The sequence below is a fragment of the Sedimenticola selenatireducens genome, assembly GCF_963675335.2.
Lineage (GTDB): Bacteria > Pseudomonadota > Gammaproteobacteria > Chromatiales > Chromatiaceae > Sedimenticola > Sedimenticola selenatireducens.
In genome coordinates, this window is the sequence record NZ_CAXXYC010000004.1 from 158283 (window position 1) to 178674 (window position 20392).

The following is a 20392-nucleotide window of genomic DNA, read 5'->3' on the forward strand; positions in this document are numbered from 1 at the left end:
CTACGCATCTTAAAACTTGCGTTTAATGACCCGCGGGTCATCATGACGATGCAACATTATCTGCCGTGGAAAATGCTCACTCGCACACCCTACACAGGGATGACCGGCCTTAATGCAGGTACTCGTATTATTGTTGTGGCCGTTTATCATGCAGTCACTACGGGTAACCACGCCCTGGCAACCAAGATTGATGAGACAGCCACTATCTCCAATGTATCTGGCGTAATGCTTCTCCTGAAAATCTGCGTAGTAATTGCAGCGTTCATGAATCGTACGCCCAAAAAAATGAATCGGCCGATGCTGCAAGTCAAGCTCAGGCAGCGTCCCTTTCATCGCATAATGCAACAAGGTGTAGACGAGATGCTCAGGTTTCATTGGGCAGCCCGGCAGGCTCACCAGAGGCTTGGCTATATTCTGCGCTGCAAGCAGTTCAGGTAAAGTCTGTACCCCGGTCTGCATACCATTCATACGCGTGACGCCACCGAACACCGAGCAAGTACCGGCAGCAACACACGCTGTTGCACGTTTCGCCATGGGTACCACCCACTCAACAAAAGGCTTGTGCCCCATCAGGCAGGCATGTGGCATCCCGACTGGAGTTGATCCCTCTACCACTAGCAGGTAGTCAAGATCAGAATCGACAACCTGATCCAATATCCCGGTCACCTGATCACCGGTGGCCAATGAGAGATCGGGATGAAAGATGACATTGGCAAAACGGCTCAGAATATCGAGCACTGGAACATACTCAATATCGAGAAAACTACAGGAGCAACCGGAGCAGGAGCTACCGTGCAACCAGACCAGGTTTAGTCTTTTATCAACATATTTATCGGCTGCCAGGAGATCATCAAAACTTAGAAATGAGGCCGCACCAGTGGCAATAATCGCACCATAAACCTTCTTTAATGCTTCACGCCGTGTGATTTTTTCCATCGTATTCATCCCACTTCTAATGAACAGAACATGCCATGCACGGGTCTGTTGAACGCACAATGCGCGCCAGTTCCAGCGGTTGCTCTGGATCGGCGACCTGGGTACCAATCAACATCTGTTCAACCGCCCCCGGCCGTCCTGCCGCATCGCGCGGCGACATATTCCAGGTGGTCGGGACGATCATTTCATAATTACTGATATAGCCCTTATCATCCGTTTCAATCCAATGCCCGAGTGCACCACGCGTCGCTTCTGTGAGACCATAACCGCGCATGTTTTTCGGCATATCCTGCTCGATAAAAGCACTCTTGTCCGGTTGCACCTCGTGCAATTGTGCCTCTAAGCGCTCGAGGATCTGCAACGAGCAGATCAGCCGTGACAGATGGCGACCCATCACAGAATCATACTCACCTAGTCCAATATTCAATTCCCTATTGATGCCATCAATCTGACGGTTAAAATCATCATGCTGACCGCTTCGATAGGTATTAATCACTCGCGCCGCCGGTCCAACTTCCATTACCTCTCCACCATAGCGGGGGGCACGTGTCCAACTGTACTTACCATCCTTGCGCGCAATTTCCTGTTGGTATTCATCCCAATCAAGCGGTTGCAGTGTTGTCGACTGCAACGGTTTAAGGCCCGAAGAGGGTTCATTCCGATACCAACTGTGGGTGTGGTCTTCTGTAATGCGTGATAGATCCAGCGCCTGATAGTTTCCGCCGAGTGTGGCACCACCGACAAAGGCGTGGTTCTCGCCTGACGAATCGGGGAAATAGGGGAAGGTCAGAAAGTTGCCTGGGCCCTTGCCTTCATTAAAGTAGGTGGGAAATACGCTGGCCACGCCAAGCAGGTCGTTACGATACTGATTCCGAATAAAGTGCCCCACCCCAGCCAGCCAGGTCTTGTACTTATTTATCCGGTCAATGGTCGGAAGGGTAGTCACGCCCCCCGCCTCAATGGCAACCGGGTGAGGTGCCTTGGCACCAAATACTGCCACCATCTTGTGCAGATCGGCCATTATCGGAATGGCATCAAGATAACCTTTAATAGCAGAGATATTGAGCTCCTGGTCCTTCGCGTAGACACCCTCGTAACGCGGCAGAAAAGGGGCAGCCGGGAAGATCTTGCCACTATCCAGTTCACTGCGCACCCAATCCCTTAAGGTATTCAGCCCCGCGTCATTCCCGTGGTACTTGAGAATGGCAGTGATATCGACAAAGTCCAAGGCAGAAAGGACATAGAAATGAAGCAGATGATCCTGAAGCTGATAGGCGCCAACAATCAGGTTTCGCAGCAACTGGCCATTCTCATTGGGTCGCAACCCCATGGCCTGTTCCAATGCCAGAGCGGCCGCCTCGGCATGGGCGTACGGGCAAACCCCACAGACTCGCTGGGTGACCTGTTGTGCGACACGGGCATCATAGCCAATCAGCGCCTTTTCGATACCACGAAACATGTCACCGGAGCAACGGGCGTCGGTCACGATTCGACCATCCATGTGCGTTTCCACCCTTAGGTGGCCTTCTATGCGCGTTACCGGATCAATGACTACACGCCTCATACATTCCTCTCTTATTATTTTTAACAATATTTGATCAGTGTCAGGCTGTAGTGAAACAAGCATTCCTGACATTGCGAGTCTTTAGCGGTAGAACCGCGAGCGGGTGTCCATACGGAGCCGCCATTTTTTTAAACCACCAGGGGGTAAACCAACTCAATTGGATTCAGCTGATCCATTTAACAAATTCCATTACACCATCCCGGCCATTTGTATTATTTGCAATCCAAATTGCCCTTTCAGGACAATACTCGCGATCCGCCTCATGAAGGCGAATCATCGACAACCAGCATCGTTTTGCTCGTAAGTGTTGACTCTTTAATAACACTGATTCACGTTCCAAAAGAACGTATTACTCATTTCTTATTTATTCTTTATCTCATCATCGCAGGAACGATGTCGCTCAATCATTGCGTAGCGCCCTACGTATACCAACCCGTCATTTAATGACGATAACTCACCTGTTTCACTTTGGATGGGAGCAGTTGCCTTAACCATGCTTTCCAGTTCATTAATTGTCATACAGCCTTGCGACAATGTGTGTTATGGCCTGATCCGTTACTAATAGCGAGTTCAAGATGAGCGCCGTCATACAGGCGAAAAGTTAGGTGAAAGCCCACCGAACCGGAGGTTGGAACAATCAGTTTGGATATGACACAGAGTAGTTTTTATTAGTTGTTCACTTTTGAATGTAACCGCTGGTGATTGCGCTAAATGCGTACAAAGCCACGACAACCCAACAACAAGAGACAAAGACACGAACAACCATTGGAAATAATTTGTCGCGTCACTTGCTGGCAGACCGCCGACAAGACTGACAATGAGCAGCAACAAAATAACCAAGAATGACTTATTACGCCCCCGCGTCCTTGTACTCATTATATTTTCCTACCCACTACCACAACATTTATTATTTTTCTGTACCCAGTTTAAAACCAGGTTCACTTCCCATGCATTGATTACATGTTCAATTTTACTTTCATATGTAACGGCCAATCAACACGATTACTTTAGTAAAAATTCTCATAGTAACGAAACCATATATGTGCATGGCGAAAATTAGGTAACAAGCCGGTTTTCCGAGCATTGAACATCCCCACTAAAACAGACAGTGCATCTGAAATTAAGCACAGGTGTTTAGCTACTGTGCGGGTCTATGATCTGAAACACACACAGACAGCATCAAGGTACAATAGGCATGAGTTATGAGAAATATCAGAAATCATCAGAACAAAAGTCGGGCATATCACGACGCACTACTCTGCGGCCGAACGAGGCAATCTGATGCAGGCAACAAACGGTATGTACCGAGAAAACTCCCGCTCCCACACATGGGTGCTAAAACGAAAAAACCGTTGGTGTTTTCACACTAACCGCTTTTTGTCAGCTTTATGCAATATTACTTAGGATTTTTTTGATGAAAACGAACAAAGGGTTGAGCCTGCGCCCAACCCTTTCTTGACCGAAGTGTTACCTATCTCTCCGGTATAAAGTGTGACCTATGTGCTCGGTACACACCTGTTTTAGATGGCGCGCCCGGAAGGATGACTCGCGCTTCACGCTCTTGCTTCGGCCCTGCGGGCCTCGTCGAACCGTCCGTTTGAAGTAGGAGTTTCGAATCTGCTTTACATGCAATATAAAAAAAGCCCACCCGAAGGTGAGCTTTAGTTTATATGGCGCGCCCGGAAGGATTCGAACCTCCGACCACCTGGTTCGTAGCCATCATATGAATGTTATTTTTATTTAATAATCAGTAACTTGCGTCGCTTGCCTATTTCTTGCCGTAGTTGACTTATCAATCACTTACGATTGAGTGTGCCTGCAATTTAGCACAAATCTAGCACAGTCCAATTGTTACAATATCTCGTATATTGCATATATTCCCATATGTAATGTAACACCCAAATATCATGACAACCCGAACAAACTTTCTTCAATAATTGTTTCTTTCCTTTACAAAGCATGTACGGGGCACTGCGACTCTCGACCTTTTATCTACTGACCTTACTGGTATTGGTACCAGTTTAGGAATTCCTCAAGCGAGGCTGAATCTGTGAAGGCCACATACCAGGCTTCTTTGCCTTGGGCGAGCTTTTTGGTGTTGGCATTTAGGTTCGAGTTGCGTGATTTGGTTGGTTCGTAGTATCTGTATTCGAGATTATGGTGCAACTGTGCATCAATGCACTCCACCCAGAGCGCCACTATGTTTTTTCTCGCTCGCTCGAGGGCCAACTCGCGTCCCTTACTGGTTCTGAAGCCGGCGATGTACTTGGTTGATGCCTTGGTCCTATCGAACCGGGAAGATAGAATGATTTCTGCAGTGTCTGTAGTGAACCCGTTCATGGCTTGTTCTAATTGCTCCTTTATTAGCGTCTCAGTATGAGAGTGATAGTTTATGAATCTTCGCCAGTAATGCGGTCTTCGCAATGTCGATCTTTGCCGGATTAGTCTTTACCGACAAGCGGTCGGCTGACTTCCTGCCAAGAAAGTACTTGATACGCTCAGCATTAGCACCAGAAGGGTGTGGGATACCAGACAGGATATGACCTTCATTAAGTATCCCTTTATTAGCAAGATGCTGCAGGCCTTCGCTCACCTTTGGTCCCAGAGGGACGTACACAGCATCCGGCAACATAAGTGCTTCTTCAGAGAACCGTGCCTCGAGAGCAGCCCTCAGCAACGGCGTCTTCAGCATGTTGGGGCTGCCGCTGTAGTTTTTTCCGTCGTAAAAGACCGGATAACGCAGAATGGATGTACTGTGCAGCAGATCTTGCCGGTCGCTGAAAAGGGCGGCACAGCTAGTTATACCAAGGGCAGTGTTCAGTCCGACATGGTCAAGCATCTCGATAAGTGGGCTGCGCATGGTGCCCGAAAAACTGGCTGTAGCTTTGGCGGTGACCACCACCTCCAGGGTGCCAACACCGCGGTCTATCTCCTGCTTTGCCGCATTCAGTGCATTTACCGCCTGCTGCAGGCCGGGCGTAATTCCAACCAAGACAACGCGAGCTTTGGTATTTACGCTGTCGAACGGGGCATAAAAGATACTCAGCCGACCACTTTCCGAGATCTTCAGTTTTTCCGGCAATGGTTCTTTCATGGAGAAGTTGCCGTTATGGTGGTCAAGCACATCCAGGTATTTTTCATAAAGTTTTCCCACAAGCATCATGGCTTCCTCCTCTTAGTGTTGATGACTTACCGTAATTACTGCGCCACAGGGGGATTCCACTAGGTAGATGTTCTGTAGCGAGTCGAATTGTCCAATGAGCGATTGCAGATCCCGGTGTAGGCGTTTGGCTCCCTTGCAAGTCAGGGTGATCTTCATGCAGCCATCGCCAGCGTTCCGACAATCTCCGTACTGAAACAGCGGTGACAGCATGGACTCTGGAATGACGCGTTGCTGCAATCGCCGTTGTGCATGTTTCGTCAGCGGGATTTTAGTCTTCACAATTAATCCTCACTCAAACAGGTGGACTTAAAACCACGCCGGCCTTTTAGCCAGCGTAGCGCTTCATGCGGCTCAATCAGGGTGCGATTGCCAACCTTAATGGTCATTAGTCGATCTTTACTTGTTGGTTGTGTGGCGTTGCGGACGCTTTTCTCGTTCATCCGAGCCAGTACGGCGATCTCGAACAAGGTGAAATTCACCTCATCCGGTTCAAGCACCACAACATGGAATTGTTCTCCTATCGTTTCATCGTCGAGTCGTTTGCGTAAAATGGCTGTTGCCATGGTTTGCTCTAGACAGAGTGGCACGACCTCGCCGTACAATTCAGCAGCGTTACGGGCTGTCAAGGTGAATGCCGTGAGATCCAGAAATTCAGCATCTGCATCGCGGCTCCCAGGAAGAACACCGTCGAAAGCGTACCGGTAAGCCATGCTGGCCGCATCCCGCATATAGGCGGCTTGCGTTTGAGCGCCAAGAGTCGGGGTGTCCTCAACAGTTCGCCTTCCCAAAATCGCATAAATCAGCTGCCAAACACCCTCCATTGCATCCCCTACTTCGAACATCAGTTCAGCTTCGGTAAAGGGTCGTAGCGATACAGACCCGAGGAGTGGCGCGATCTGTTTGATGGGAAATGCCATAATGTCGTCCTCCATATATTCTAGTTGTTATGGAATATACACCATTATGGAGAAATTACAAGACAATATTCCATAATATTTGGAATATTTATATCTAAGGGAGGGAGGGTAATCTGCGGCCCGGATCCCGAAACTGCCTTAAGCTAAGATTTCAGAATTGAGGAATGACTTTATAGACACCTTTCTCGGAACTCTTCGCCCACTGTCCGTTTCCTTCATAAGGACAATCATCTGGTTATGCTCAGCGCCATAGCTAACATGAATCGGTTTATCTGGCCCATAGTAATAAAGCCTGTCAAAAGAAATATTCTCAACAACCCATTGTGCTACCTCAAGCATATTTTCATCTTCGACCAAGAAGTCTACTGCTGCTCCAAGACGATCACAGATAATATTTCTTTTTCGATTGATTTCGTGCGCTGCATGCTGATCAAGCTTAGGATAAATATTGCCTGGTATTTTCCTTGCAAGCTCTGGCGAACAAAAACCATATGTTAATTCGATCATCCCGTAATAATCAATAATTGGGTCTAATACATTTACAGCAATATCATAGAGCGCATTATAGCTATCAGGTTGTTTAGGTAGATTTGGTATTTTTGTTATTTTCTGTGTTTCCCCGCATTCTATTAAATCTCTGTAAGTTAGATATTTACCACAGGGTTCGTCAGGCGACGGTAATACTGTACTCCTAATAAGTTCGTAGCCAGAGACCTCTAAACGATATTCTTGTAGCTTCCATAGTAGTTCTGAGGGTCTCGGCCCATAGCCGGAAAGGCCTAATATCCCTAGATCGTCCAGTGCCTCATCAAAAGCGAACTGCTGTGGATAATCCGCGAACTCCTCATTAATGTATCTTGATTTATGATACAAAAAAGGAGGCTCATACTCTTCGCCATATATGAAGTACTCAATATCTTGTTCACGTAGTTTAATTTTTACCCTTTCAATCATTCGCGGCAATGGAGAACTGTCAAACTCGTCGTAGCGCATTAAACTGACTTTACCAGAATGTATATGTATTTTTACTAGATCTGCATTTCTGTAATCACCATAAATAGTTGCAGCGCAGCCTAGATATACCCTTAAGAGTGGAGGCAGTTGCTCTACGAGACTTGCATGAAGTTGGAGTGACTTTCCCTTTTCAAGCCATCCTAATCCGTGATCCGATGCAAATTGGCAAGCAGCATCCAAAGCATCAATATCCGATATTGAAAAGAGCAGATCCAGAGACTGGCGCTGCGCAGCACTGTGGCTACCGAAAAATGCCTTTATATCTCGCTGTAGCCCTAACTCCAGGTGTTTGTATGAACGCCGATGCTCAAATTGTTTTAAAGCAAAATATACGTCTAAATCTTCTATACGTTTACGCTCAGCACATTCTATTGCGTCTAATCCATTTCTATTAGTAAGAAACCTAAGAGCTCTATTTAAAGTACCGAATCCTTCTAATAATTTTGTAAGCTCTTCTACTTCATCCTTTTGAGGCTTCCTTCCTAGCAATTGCCATATGTCCCATAATTTATTTAGCGGATCCTTGTACTCCTGATAGAGTAATTCTGCTCTATTCTTTTTAGCTCTCTCCCGGTGCTCTTTTTGTTGAGGTAAAGGATTTCGGAGCCGATTGTTTCGACTCCTATATCGATTCATTTGGAATCGTTGTTCTAAATCCTTGTCACGAAATACATACAACACACCTGGAGCTACGGGAATTGGCTCCTCATCAAGTACATGTTCAACAAATCCTTTAACTTCTGCTTGGGTGTAGTACTTCTGAAATGTGCGCCTTGTTGTTATTATCCCATCGCCATATTTTTGGCCTCTGGGGTCATTTTGATTACTTAGCATCACCGAAATGACTAGTAACTTGTCAGTAAGAGACCATGCTCCAAGTAATGCGTCTACTCGCTCTTCATAATCTTCGATGACATTAATTACAAAGCCAAGGTTAACAAGGGGTGCAGAGACCTTTTTGTTGTCTGGCGCATAATAGGGATCCCATCCTGATGCAGATATTCCATTTTCAATAAGCCCGCGTATATCATCCCCTCGCCCACAGCCATAATCGAAAACCGCATACTGCCCGTCTAACAAGCCTTGCCTGGCTAACGACTGAATAGGTGCTGAGAATCCATAGCGAACCATAGCAGTTAAGTGCCGTGATGCATTCCATGCTGTATAGACAGGCTCTAATTCCCCCTCCCCTTTTTCGCAATCATTATTTCCTAAAGGAACAAGTGAATAACCATCTAGCCTATATCCTTTTTCGTGTATAAGAGCCATCCATTGACGCTGATAACCAATACGTTTGGTATCATCAAATAGACCAATTGATTCGGCAGCATTAGTTAATTCAATTGCGCGCTCTCTCCTTGGATCGGAGGGAAGCATTAGAAGTTCTTTTCGATGCAGGATAGGCCTATTTAACGAATCAGAATATGTCCGATAACTAACCGACGAGTCATTAACCTTAACCAACCAACTATCATTCAACTGTGGAAAAGGGTCTGAGTCGTAATCAAGATATCTTAAAAACGCAATAGTTTCTTTCGTGTCATCTATTCTTAGTAGGTTATAATCACTATTCCGTAATACCTGAGCTATTTTTTCGGCTTCTTGAACTAATGATGCCTCTTGATCGTTTAAATACACCAGTCCATCAACATGCAAGTATGTTGACCCATTGACGATTTTAAAAGGGGGTGATTCCATAACTTCTATCTGAATATTTAATAGATAGCTTATGTTCTATACGAATTATTTTCTTGATACTCTTTGGCTAATATTAGGCTGATCTATTATAAAATATTCAGTCCCGTATGCTGATGTCCATCCAAGGAGGTTATTAAGTAGCAGTTTAACATCTTTTCTATATGGAGTTGGATCATCCATAAGCGATGAATGCAACTTACTCGCTAACTCACCGAAATATGATTGATCATCTACCGTATTTAAGAGCCATTTAAATGCTTTGGTACCAATAAATCGTGTGCCCATAATGGCGTGATCAGAAAAGCTGTGTAATCCCATAATCGAAAGGTCATGTTCTACATCTCTGTCTGTTGATTCATGACTGATTCCCCTAAATACCTTTTGCGTGTTAGACGTCCAAAACAAGTCATGTGTGTATAAATTGTGGTCTTTGCCAAAAAGAACTTCTCTTTTAAACAGATCACCATATTCATCACTATTGATATGTAATTTGTCCTGCGAAATGCTATTTTTACATACAACAGCGCTAATCTTCTCAAATAACTCGTCATCTATTTCAGTAGAGAAAGTAATTAACTCATTGTACCAATCAATTAGTGAGACATAATCTGTTACATGCGCCAGTACTTCTCTATTTCCTGGCGGAGTAAATCCTGCCATTCCTTTCTCAGTTAGATTTGCACTTCCGAGTGCACATGAGTTATCGAATATATAGGCCTTTGCGTGCAAATCTAGGTTTACAAAAAAACGCCAACCGTTCTCTTTAGCGACTTCGTATGACTTTAAAGTGGATGATCCATCAAGAAGATCACTAAGTTGCCAACGTACAACAATACACTTATCAAGTTGCTTTACGTCAAATAATTCACTTAGTCTTAATAATCTCTTTTCAGTAACATATGCAGACGCTATCCATACTCTTTCCTTACAGCCTCTTGAAGACTGTGATATCCAATGCCAAATCTGTGGTCCATAAAAAAACATAGCTATTATTTATCTCAATAGTCAATGTAAGAAAAGTGCCATATTACTGCGACTTACACACTACGTACCCAGGTATTATGCATTGAGATACTCATTCAACATTTTTTTAGCGTACTGCCCCCACTCTTTCCTAATCTCAAGTAATTGATCGCGGTTATTTTCGTTTTGCTCCCTATCTTCCATTAACGCCCAGGAAGCAAAAAGTAACTTGACGATATCATATGAAGAATCTGCACTCTCTTTTAGTTCTGCGATTAAATGTTTATATATTAAGTGTGATTCATTAATGGTGACTTTTAGTTTCCCTGCTGGTTGAGTCACATCAAATATCACATCTGCGCCACGCATATCTGACATACCTATTATAAATTTCTCATCATCTTCTAAAGCAGACTTAATAATCGCCTGCATATCTTCATCATCAGGCGATACTCCGTCTCTTTCTAAGTCATCACGAAGTTCTTGCTCTTTTTGTTCGTCAGATAGGGTGCTTTCTTTAAAATCACTTAGGCCTTTTGTACCATCTTTACTAGCAGTAACAGACGCCGCTCTTTCTGCAGCATCATTAGTAGTTACTTCATTTTTAGTATTTTGCCCTTCTCTCTGTTTCTTTACTTCATTCCTAATGGCAGATAATTTGCTATATATAGATTCTGAAAGTTCTAATATGTGATATCGCGAATCGCCTTCTGCCTCTAAGTATTTTTTTACTTCGCTCGGCTTAATATCCTCTTCATTTGCAATATCTTCTTTAGTTATTTGCTTAAATGCTGTGGCTGCCTGCTTATTATTAGTCACACCAAATATTTCATCGAGCGCTGCATCAAACCTTAGCTCTGCACCCCACCACCGTTCTGTAGGTTCATACTGAATATTAAAGCTATTATTTAACTCTAACTCCCTTCCGGAACGAATTACGGATATTCCGAGATTTTTTGCACAGTGTTTACCAAAAGGGGTGCTTCCGGGATTTGCATAATTTTTATCATCATAATACTCCGAATAATTTTTTCTGAAGTTATGATCAGCTATCGAAAACTTAACGGTAACTTTATGTTTTTCGCCATTATACTGAATATAATAATCATCTTCGGTATATAGCTTGAAGCCAGGGACGCTAGTAAATGGCTCAGGAGTATTAGTATTAGGCATCAAATAAAGTGGATCATTTGGTTTGACATATTCATCAAAAAGGCACTCTGCATCGTTATATGCGGCCATACGAATACGACAGCTCTCATCAAGAAGAAAGTACCGATACATTCTTCCAACAATGAATTCTGTGTTTGAAAAGAATGCCCTATGACGCTTCCACTTCAGTCGATCTAAACTTGACCATACAATTAGTGTCCCGCTATCACCAATTTGATTTTTTATCCTTGACTTCCAAGCTTCAGGAAGTTCTGACTGCGTGGGGATAGGAAGCGTATCTTTACCGCTTTTTACGATTTCAGATATATCCAAACAGGAATGGAAGCAGCTCCCGTTCTGCCACGACCAAACATCAACTTTACTGCACTGAGAAATTGATGCATTTGGAAGACCCATTCCGAATTTACCGATACCAATTTTTGCTCCCCTTCTTGTCCCCTCGCCAAAAGCTAAAGCTTTATGCAAAATATCAGGAGACATCCCGGTGGCGTTATCATAAACAGCAATCTCAATAATTCTGCTGCTTTGCCTATCGTTAAGAAAATTGGTCTCTTCTAGGCAAATTAATTCAATATCTACTGGAACATCGATATCTTCCCCTGCCTGAATGCTATTATCAATTAACTCTGCTACTGCATGCGCAGCATCCTTATATCCACTATCTTTCATCGATTCCATAACCAATGAAATAGGAAATATTTTTTGCTCTTGTTCCATTATTATTATTCCTCTTCTATCCAAGCATCATCCCAATGACAAAATGCATCAGCCATATTTCTAAACCCAGGCAAGGCATCATTAATTACGAAAATGTCACAAGTAGCATTACCACCTGCCTTTAACCCTCGGGTTGCTCTACCAACCATTTGACTGAATAGTGTTAATGAAGTAGTTGGGCGTGCAATAACAGCTGTATTAGTTTTTGGGGCATCAAATCCCGTTGTTAATACCCCATAATTCACAATTACCTGTATATCACCACTCTTATACTTGGAAACTGTATCCTGTCTTACTTTATTATCTGTTTTTGATGTAACGATTCCCGCATTAATATTTTTGTATTTTAATAATGTATAAAGTGTTTCTGCATTAGAAACAGAACAGCTGAAAAGTATTATTTGGCGCTTTTCCTGACATAGTTCGATAATTAGATTAAGGATCAATATGTTTCTTTTTGCATCTAACCCAAGTCTTATAAGTAAAGACTTTGGAACATCTTCACCATCAGTTAAAGCCTTAATTTCATTCCGAGTTAAACGTATTTCACTCGCATCATATGGAAGGGGGTGATAAATTGTTTTAGCTAAATAGCCTTCTTCTTGAAGATAATCAATGGGATTCACATACCCTTCAACTTCAAGAACAACTTTTTTATAATCAAAAAACTCTGCAAATTTAGCATTATCAGCTGCATCAAATGTAGACCTGCCTGGTGTAGCAGATAAGCCTAATAAGGACGCAGTACCTGTTGTTTGAAAAACATTGATTATATGGCCATAAGTTGGGGCTAATGCTTTATGCGCCTCATCAAATATTAGTAAACTCGTTCTCTTTCCTATTGCATAGAATTCGTTTTGCTCATGACTTATCATGCTATTTATTTTTTGAAGACCTGCAATTACAAATCCACTAGTAATATTAGCCAGTGAAACATTACTATTTCCATATAATCTATATAGGTTGGTTTCACCAACACCTAGATTAGTCCACGCCCTCTCAAACTCATCTGCAGCTTGCCTGCATAATTCTTCTGTATCTGCAAACCAAAAAACAACACGTCCGTCGCGTTTCTCAATATGATTTCGTATATAGTCACAGCTAATACTCATTGCCGTCCGAGTTTTTCCCGACCCGGTTGGCATATGCAAAAGAACTCTACTACGAGGAGAAACCAGAAGATTTTTAATTTGTGCAGCAGCCCGTTCTTGATGCAGAAACAAACCATAGTTAGGAATAATCTGCATAATATCAGGATAACTGACAACATCCGGTTCTTTTAATAGTTCTTCATAGTTTGGAATATTGAAGTACTTAAGTAACTTTAATTTTCTATCATCATTGAAATTGAGCCCAATAAGCTTCGCCCAAACATCACGATCATTATTTGGACAATTTAATACATTACAAAGATCTTGCGCTTCTTCTTCTAATAAATATTCAAATATAACCTTTCTCTTATTAGCATCAAGGAGTAAATGACCTTCTCCATAAATATTCAGGATCGTTGTCTGTAACTTAGATATATTTACAGTATTATCTACTTCATTCAGTATGGTAAGGATTAACTCATCCGCAATACGCGTTATACCTTCATACCGCATATTCCCTAATACAGATAATACGGTAGGCTTATTATTAATACTCATTACTTTGTAATAATCCCTATAAGCTACAAATTAAGCACGCCTGATCCTCGGGATCATCATCATCCAGTTCATTTTTTAGAATATCCTGCCACTTCACTTTCACCTGTTTAGTGTTCTTCTTCTTCAATGACTCGCGTTCTTCTGCTTTTGCAACAATTTCTTCAAGGGTTCCCCCTTGGTGCCAGGTATAGCCATTGCCTGAATCAATTCTTTTAACATTGCCCCAATCAAATTTTCTTTGGCTAACATTTTGCTCCATCGCAAGTGCTTGTTTAAACAAGTCAGGATGTCTACGTTTTAGACCTAGCCATTCATCCTGACGTTGAAAAAAGCAAAAGAAACACCCTGAACGACTGCGCCATTCATAATAAGCGGGAATACCTACAGACTCTTCAAGAATACGAAATACATCAGCACGAACGATTCCATCTTCCGAGAAGGGGAAAACGGCTTGAATAGTAGCCTTCTGGCTGATATAGCCCTCTCGATTCTCATCCGCGCGGATGCCCACATAACTAATAACAGGATCATCACCGACAAATTCTTCAAAGGGTTTTATTTTTAGTACCCGAGTACACCAACGGGCTTTAACTGAAGGAAGCATATTGTCATGCAATGTCAGCCAGTGATTGAAGTCTCGGTTACTGCTTAGGCGATTAATCGGCTTCCCTAGGTGTGCTTCCAATTTATCTAAAGTATCGTAAACCTCTTGAAGCTCTGCACCAGTATCAGTAAAGAAATACTCCATCTTGTCTGCTATTTCTGGATAATTATCCTTAATATAAATAGCAAGTGCTGCACTATCTTTACCACCTGAAATACCCAAGACATGTCGTGTAGACTCAGGCGCATTTAAAGCCATTTCTAACCATTTATTAGACATTACTAGTTTGTCCTTTTGATTCGTTTTGCTTTAGCCGTAGGTTGCCGTTTGCTAGTTTTCCGGCGTTGCGCTAAAACGTCATCAACCAATTCAGCTAATGCCGCCAACTTCAGTTCACCATCAATACCATCCATGGCAATAAGCATATCCGCCTTTACACTTTTGATAGCCTCATGACGGTGTTTATCAATAGCGACGACTTCATCGTAATCTGGCGCTCCTTTCTTTACGGTGCGGAGCAAATACACATCAAAGTCACTGTCAAATAACTTACTAGAATCTTGATAATGTAATCGCAGGCGTTCAAGTTCTGTTATTTTTCGACTGAGTTCAACAAGTCTATATTCTGCTGACGCTCTATCTGTATCTATCCATTTATCTGGAGACTTCTGACCCAGAAAAGCCAAAATATTATCGAACCACATATCCGGATCATCAGCAGTCTTAAGAGCGCGCTGGATGTACGCTTTCAACCCATCACGATCGATCGTGTAATCATCGAGTCCTCTGCAGCGTCCCGCCATGGCCTCTCTAAGAACAGCAAGATCAGTCGCTTTATCCAAACCAACAGTAGCTGCAAGTAGCTCCCTGAACTCGCCTTTCATGTTGGTAAAGCAGTGCTGCAACTCTCTCAATGTTTCCATTAGACGTTTAGATAAAGCGCAGAGCTCACTCTCCTCTACCTTCGCCTTCTCCAAATCAACCCCTAAGGCCTTTGGCAAGTCTTCTAGCATTAAAGTAATGGGTGATTTAGCGTGTTTGAACAAATTGCGAACAGCTTTTGCTCGCTGAGAGAGTCCTGTTTGCGTGTATTGAGTGTAAACAGGTAAGTTTAAGATCATTTTTGCCAATGGCTTAGCTAAAGCCAAAATACTTCGACTCTTCCCGTCATTAAAGAGCGTCGTTGCGTAAACCTCGTGTATTGATTGATTCAACCCACTTATACGAAAGCGCTGAACAGTAAACTCATCAGGACGCTTTAAAAAACGCTCAATCTGCTCTTCAGTAAGGTACGGTGTATATACCTTGCTCTCATAGATGGCTAGCTCCTGCTGATTGGCCACCAGTACGGTTAAAAACAGTATGGGTAGCATCCCCTCTTTAATGCCAAAGGGAGGCGACATTAGCTCTCGGTTGAGCTCGATAAGCGACTTGGCCTCTTGCTCAGTACTATCTAAAAACTTTTCGATGCGATGCCATACGGGATAAATATTGCAGGGATCATCGGCTTTCTTAGCTGACTTTGGCCCCCTAAATACCCATTGGCCGTCCTCCCCAAGGGTATGCAACTTCGTTTCCCGCAAGCAGGAACGATAAATGGCCTTTTCAGGTGGGAATTTCTCAATGCCCAGATCTGAATCACTCTCACAATTAAACATCGCAATGACCAATTTATTCCTTGCGGCATTTGCCTGAGACGAAGGCTTATCACGATTAATAAGTTCGTTTTTGAAAATCGGAGTGTCACAATATACCGAGGATAATACCCGCGAAAGCTCTTCCTGAAGTGAACGCTTTGAAACCACATCTAACTGTTTGTTCTTCCAAAACCACTGATGTGATTGGGGCTCTGATGTAAGCCGGTCTAGCAACTCCTCTTCTTGCGCTACTGCCGCACTGTAACGATCCTTAAACTCGCGCTGTGCCACTGGATCAGAATTGAGTGCTTGGGCAGTGCGTTGAATTTCTTCAAGTGCTAGCACTTCACTAGTCGCTTCTCTTAGCTGATCGCTACTTAGACACAGAACACGAATATCTAATGAAGCCTTTGAATCTAATATGTTCTTATGAAATGACAATTCATCATCTTTACTTTCGGCCAAATAAAATACAATCCTCGCTTGAGTCTGGCTATCTTCTAACTGCGAAAATGACTGAGCATCTGTAAATGTGGGATAAAAGTACCTCAATGCACCACTTTGGATCGTATATTTACGCGCAACTATCGGCATTAGACTGTGCCGATTGTTTAAGCTTTCAGCTAAATTAAAGCGACCGATCTTTTCTAACTCTTCTTGAATCGTCGCCTCAAGATCAAAGTCACTGCCCTGCCATACTCGGTATTCAGCACTAAATTTTCGATATTGAATTATCGATTTTTCAGATAATCCTTTAATTGCCTCGTCCACTGCCGCCTTTTTAGGCAAGCAAAGGCTAACGACACTTTTGGACGATTTGAAGTTGCCTTGTCCCCCAATAATATTTAGCAACCCTATTGCCTTGAGGACATGGGCTTCATCATCCTGGGCATCACCCAATCGTTCGGTAGCAGTAACGACCTCTGCCCAGCGTCTATGGGTAAAATGATCCGATAAAGCGGCGGATTGATTCAAAATAAAGTATTCATAGATCTCCCAAGGGTAGATCCAATCACCGATCTTCTCACATCGCTTAATGCCATCATGGAACCCATGGCCTTCCCGGCTACCAAGATAACTAAATAGAGTACGTTCATTTTGTGCCACTTTTTGACATAAGCGTGGCAGCAATAATGCGCTAATTGGATGCAATGGATAGCAGCGCTCAAATAAATCAGCCGCTGTAGCCTCATCCATCGTACCGGGCAAAGCTTTAGCCTTAGCCAAGGCCTTAGCAATTCTTTTCGCGCCTTTCGAGATAGTTGTTTTCTGACTACTATCTACTTTTTGTTCAATAGCCTCAGCAACAATGCGCAAGACCTGTTCTGCTGATTCTACAAAAGGAATATTCTCAAATCGGCCTTGTACCTTAGCCCATTCATTTCTGAGCGACTCACCTAAACCTCGTGCGTATTGCTCAAAAGCCTGATGTAGCATCACAACAATTGAGAGTTTAGAATCATGTTTTGCAAGTGCATGCTCAGCTAAAGCCTGGAGCAAGAAAATATCGTTCGCTCCATAATGACGAGCCTCGTATTCCAAAAACTTACCGAGTTCATCAATTACGATCAAAAGACCGTTGTGGTCAATACGCGCTAAAGCGGTCTGCAACTCTTCAACTAAACTAAGAATTTCCGTTGTTGTAGGAATTTCTTTGCTTTGACTAATCTCATCTAATCGATCAACAACTGAGGGTGACCTACCCCGCCTATTTGCCCAAATACTACGCGCAGATTTAGCGAGTGAATCCACTAAGCGTTTAGCCAGAGACTCGGGGCTACCTGTAAGTAAAACCGTACAGTAGCCTTGGGTCGCCTTACTAAGCTCTGCAAATTTCCTGGCCGTTCCAGCATCTGCACTGCGTAGCTTCTTCAGCGCAGCTTGGCTAGCGGCACTTGCAGGATCACTGAGAAGATGCGTAAGAAACACCGCAAAGGATGATTTTCCTGAGCCGTATGGACCTACTAAAGACCATGCACGAGGAGCCTCATCAACGCTTAGTGCCTCAACCATACTTCTCATGGTTCTCAATGCACGAGTTGTTGGTATGTACGCCTCAACTACTGACATCGAATCTGAGTCACGCTCCATATTGATTGAGCGTGTATAGTGAGTTTTTACATTAATGATATCGACAAGACTCATGCTGCTACCTCCTGAGTCTCGCTTGAATAGTGGAATCTTATAAACACCGCAGGATCCACCTTTTCAAGTAAATAACACTGATGAATACCTGCTGATTCACGTATTTCAAAAACCCCTGGCATTTCATGCATTAACTTTTCTAACTTAGTAATCAATGCATTTTCCGTAAGCCGGAAAACTGCTCCAGGGGAAGCGATTCCCTCTTTTGAATACATCAAGTCTTCAATTGGGAGTTCATTCAGCTCTAGATTCCGAAATAGATCAGCAAGCGCATAGCCTAAAATCCCTATAGGTAGACCCTCCCTTTCAGATGGCCGTGATGTATAGCTTCGACCTCCAGGTGATTGGGTGATGAGATTTAGTAGCGCAAGCGGAGAATCAAGTGCCTCTTCAATTGGAGTTCGACCGTTTCCTCTAGAACGCGCATACATACGTAACACGATACTGGCATCATTTTTAACAGTCGTAGCGGCTGTCTTGAGCTTACGCTGCGACACAAAATCGTAGAGTGATGTCGCGACTTCTTGAGAAACGAAATCAGGTTTATGGAACTCATTGAAGAACCAGTACCATGCAGTCGCTTGTTGTGGATTGGTGACAATAAGCCAATGGATAAGCCAAATCGTGGCTTCATCTTCAAGATAGGGGTCATATCCTTTTTTTCCAAAAAGGGCCTCGCCTACCGGCGTTGGTTGATACCCCCTCCCCTCATTCAATTCGATAAGCTGGCTGGCAAGTAACCAGTACCGAATTGCATTTACCATGTTTTTACCTACACCCAGGACTACTGTCGCATCTTCGGATGAAAAAATTTCTGGATTGTCTTGCAGTGCCTGAAATCCTTTCGGTAGCCAGCTATAGCGAAGTGCGAAAGTTTCGTGGCGGCCAAAACCCACATTTTCTGGATCAAATCTCATATTCAAGCTTCCCTGCCGTTATTGGTTTTATTAAATAAAGGCAATTCCGGCTGCCTACGGTGGCGTAGATAGTCAGTGACATTACCTAGGAACCACTGTTTCAAGTTCAACCCTTCTTCATCCAATAAAGAATAGAGTTCTTGCTTTAACTCTGGATCCACTTCAATCACGATTCGACCACTCGTACCTACTGGCATTAGACTCACCTTTAACATTTGCTATGTTACATAACATAGCAAATGTTATGTAACATGATAAGTCTATTTAACCTTAATGAATGTGCAGAAAATTAATAATCATCCCCTAACAACCCCAGCACCCATTACTCTCATTCTCACTATACAGACGACCAAGCTCATTTGATGAGTTCCTCATTTAGAGTTAGCGACATCATTCACTCAACCATCCACCACCGGATAGCAGGGTTCACCCCAAAGGCCATCCTTATCTTCCATCATCAAATAAATCACCACGGGTACCAGCTGGCCCATGATGCTGACTCCATCCCTAATTTGGCCTCTATTAACCCGACCATTCCAGGTTGCACCGCCATGAACCAGCTGATTTCTTAGTACATAAAGCCTGTCGAACACAATGGCAAGCACACGCCGTGTGTCCATCCGTCCGAGCGCCCTATTAGCCGACACGCGGCTGTGCTGAAAGCTACTCGTCCAACTCTCTGCACTCACTTTGTTATTCTGATAATCCCAAAAAGGTTGATAGACATATTTATTGTCTATCAGAAGACGAATAGAGGCAGGAAACTCTTCCCAAATAATCTGGTACAAAAGATTTTGGTGATCTATATCGATCAGGCGAGCAAGGAAGGTCAGAAAGAGTTTACGCTCGGTAAACCTTGAGCGGTCATGTACTTCATTCGCATAGGCCGCATTAAAGGCAATCCATAAAAATATAAACCGCGCATCAGGATCATCTTTCTCACTTTCAGCACGCTGTAACCAGCTCAATGCTCGGTGAGTTCTGAGGGATAGTGATGTTGAAAAGGCATCCCTTATATTTCGATGCTGCGCCTTCAGGACCGGGTAAGCCAGCTCCATTTTCTTGTTTGCCACAAAGCCCTACCACAGCTAAGAACTCAAAGCCCACTATACCCAATCAATTAATGACTGAGCAATGCTTTTATTCGCATGCTAAATAACACCCAAAATCATGCATCTAATTCCTAATAATAGGATATTATTGATTTTTATAATTCATTTAACCGTGCCTTGGAAGTGGTTCGTCGTATCTTACATCTTGCTCATGATGAGTGGGGATGGCTGGATCGGTTTTCT

At 43.4% G+C, this 20392-nt stretch carries 13 protein-coding genes; all 13 read right to left on the minus strand.

Going from position 1 to position 20392, the window contains the following annotated elements; all coding sequences use genetic code 11:
* Window positions 1-9: 9 nt before the first annotated feature.
* The 13 genes from ACHZBF_RS11935 to ACHZBF_RS11995 all read right to left on the minus strand — a co-directional run bounded on the left by ACHZBF_RS11935 (window position 10) and on the right by ACHZBF_RS11995 (window position 20170).
* Entirely contained in the window at window positions 10-936 is a 927-nt protein-coding gene (locus ACHZBF_RS11935) for an NADH-quinone oxidoreductase subunit B family protein (protein WP_029134077.1), read from the minus strand.
* A gap of 16 nt (window positions 937-952) precedes the next feature.
* Window positions 953-2500 (minus strand): nickel-dependent hydrogenase large subunit, encoded by a 1548-nt coding sequence (locus tag ACHZBF_RS11940; RefSeq protein ID WP_394707574.1) that lies wholly within the window; start codon window positions 2498-2500, stop codon window positions 953-955.
* Between the two features lie 2371 nt (window positions 2501-4871).
* Window positions 4872-5663, minus strand: coding sequence for a hypothetical protein (locus ACHZBF_RS11945; RefSeq protein WP_321528559.1), 792 nt, complete (start codon window positions 5661-5663; stop codon window positions 4872-4874).
* Window positions 5664-5944: 281 nt separating this feature from the next.
* The gene (locus ACHZBF_RS11950; RefSeq protein ID WP_321528560.1) at window positions 5945-6580 is read right to left on the minus strand and encodes a hypothetical protein; all 636 of its coding nucleotides are present in this window, start codon (window positions 6578-6580) and stop codon (window positions 5945-5947) included.
* Between the two features lie 138 nt (window positions 6581-6718).
* Window positions 6719-9292 carry a DNA phosphorothioation-associated putative methyltransferase gene (locus tag ACHZBF_RS11955; RefSeq protein WP_321528561.1) on the minus strand — a complete coding sequence of 858 codons (2574 nt, stop codon included), beginning with the start codon at window positions 9290-9292 and terminating at the stop codon, window positions 6719-6721.
* Between the two features lie 45 nt (window positions 9293-9337).
* The gene (locus ACHZBF_RS11960) at window positions 9338-10276 is read right to left on the minus strand and encodes a phospholipase D family protein (protein WP_321528562.1); all 939 of its coding nucleotides are present in this window, start codon (window positions 10274-10276) and stop codon (window positions 9338-9340) included.
* Between the two features lie 75 nt (window positions 10277-10351).
* Entirely contained in the window at window positions 10352-12145 is a 1794-nt protein-coding gene (locus ACHZBF_RS11965) for an ATP-binding protein (RefSeq protein ID WP_321528563.1), read from the minus strand.
* A 5-nt stretch (window positions 12146-12150) separates the two neighbouring features.
* Window positions 12151-13794, minus strand: coding sequence for a DEAD/DEAH box helicase (locus ACHZBF_RS11970; protein WP_321528564.1), 1644 nt, complete (start codon window positions 13792-13794; stop codon window positions 12151-12153).
* A 16-nt stretch (window positions 13795-13810) separates the two neighbouring features.
* Entirely contained in the window at window positions 13811-14677 is an 867-nt protein-coding gene (locus ACHZBF_RS11975; RefSeq protein WP_321528565.1) for a phosphoadenosine phosphosulfate reductase family protein, read from the minus strand.
* 2 nt (window positions 14678-14679) lie between these two features.
* A complete protein-coding gene (locus tag ACHZBF_RS11980; RefSeq protein ID WP_321528566.1) occupies window positions 14680-18180 on the minus strand; it encodes a hypothetical protein in 3501 nt (1166 codons plus the stop codon).
* Window positions 18177-19097, minus strand: coding sequence for a DUF4007 family protein (locus ACHZBF_RS11985; RefSeq protein ID WP_321528567.1), 921 nt, complete (start codon window positions 19095-19097; stop codon window positions 18177-18179). The genes ACHZBF_RS11980 and ACHZBF_RS11985 overlap by 4 nt, the downstream gene beginning before the upstream one ends.
* Before the next feature lie 2 nt (window positions 19098-19099).
* The gene (locus tag ACHZBF_RS11990; protein ID WP_321528568.1) at window positions 19100-19294 is read right to left on the minus strand and encodes a hypothetical protein; all 195 of its coding nucleotides are present in this window, start codon (window positions 19292-19294) and stop codon (window positions 19100-19102) included.
* A 201-nt stretch (window positions 19295-19495) separates the two neighbouring features.
* Window positions 19496-20170, minus strand: a complete 675-nt coding sequence (locus tag ACHZBF_RS11995; protein WP_321528569.1) for a HEPN domain-containing protein — start codon at window positions 20168-20170, stop codon at window positions 19496-19498.
* Between the last annotated feature and the right edge of the window lie 222 nt (window positions 20171-20392).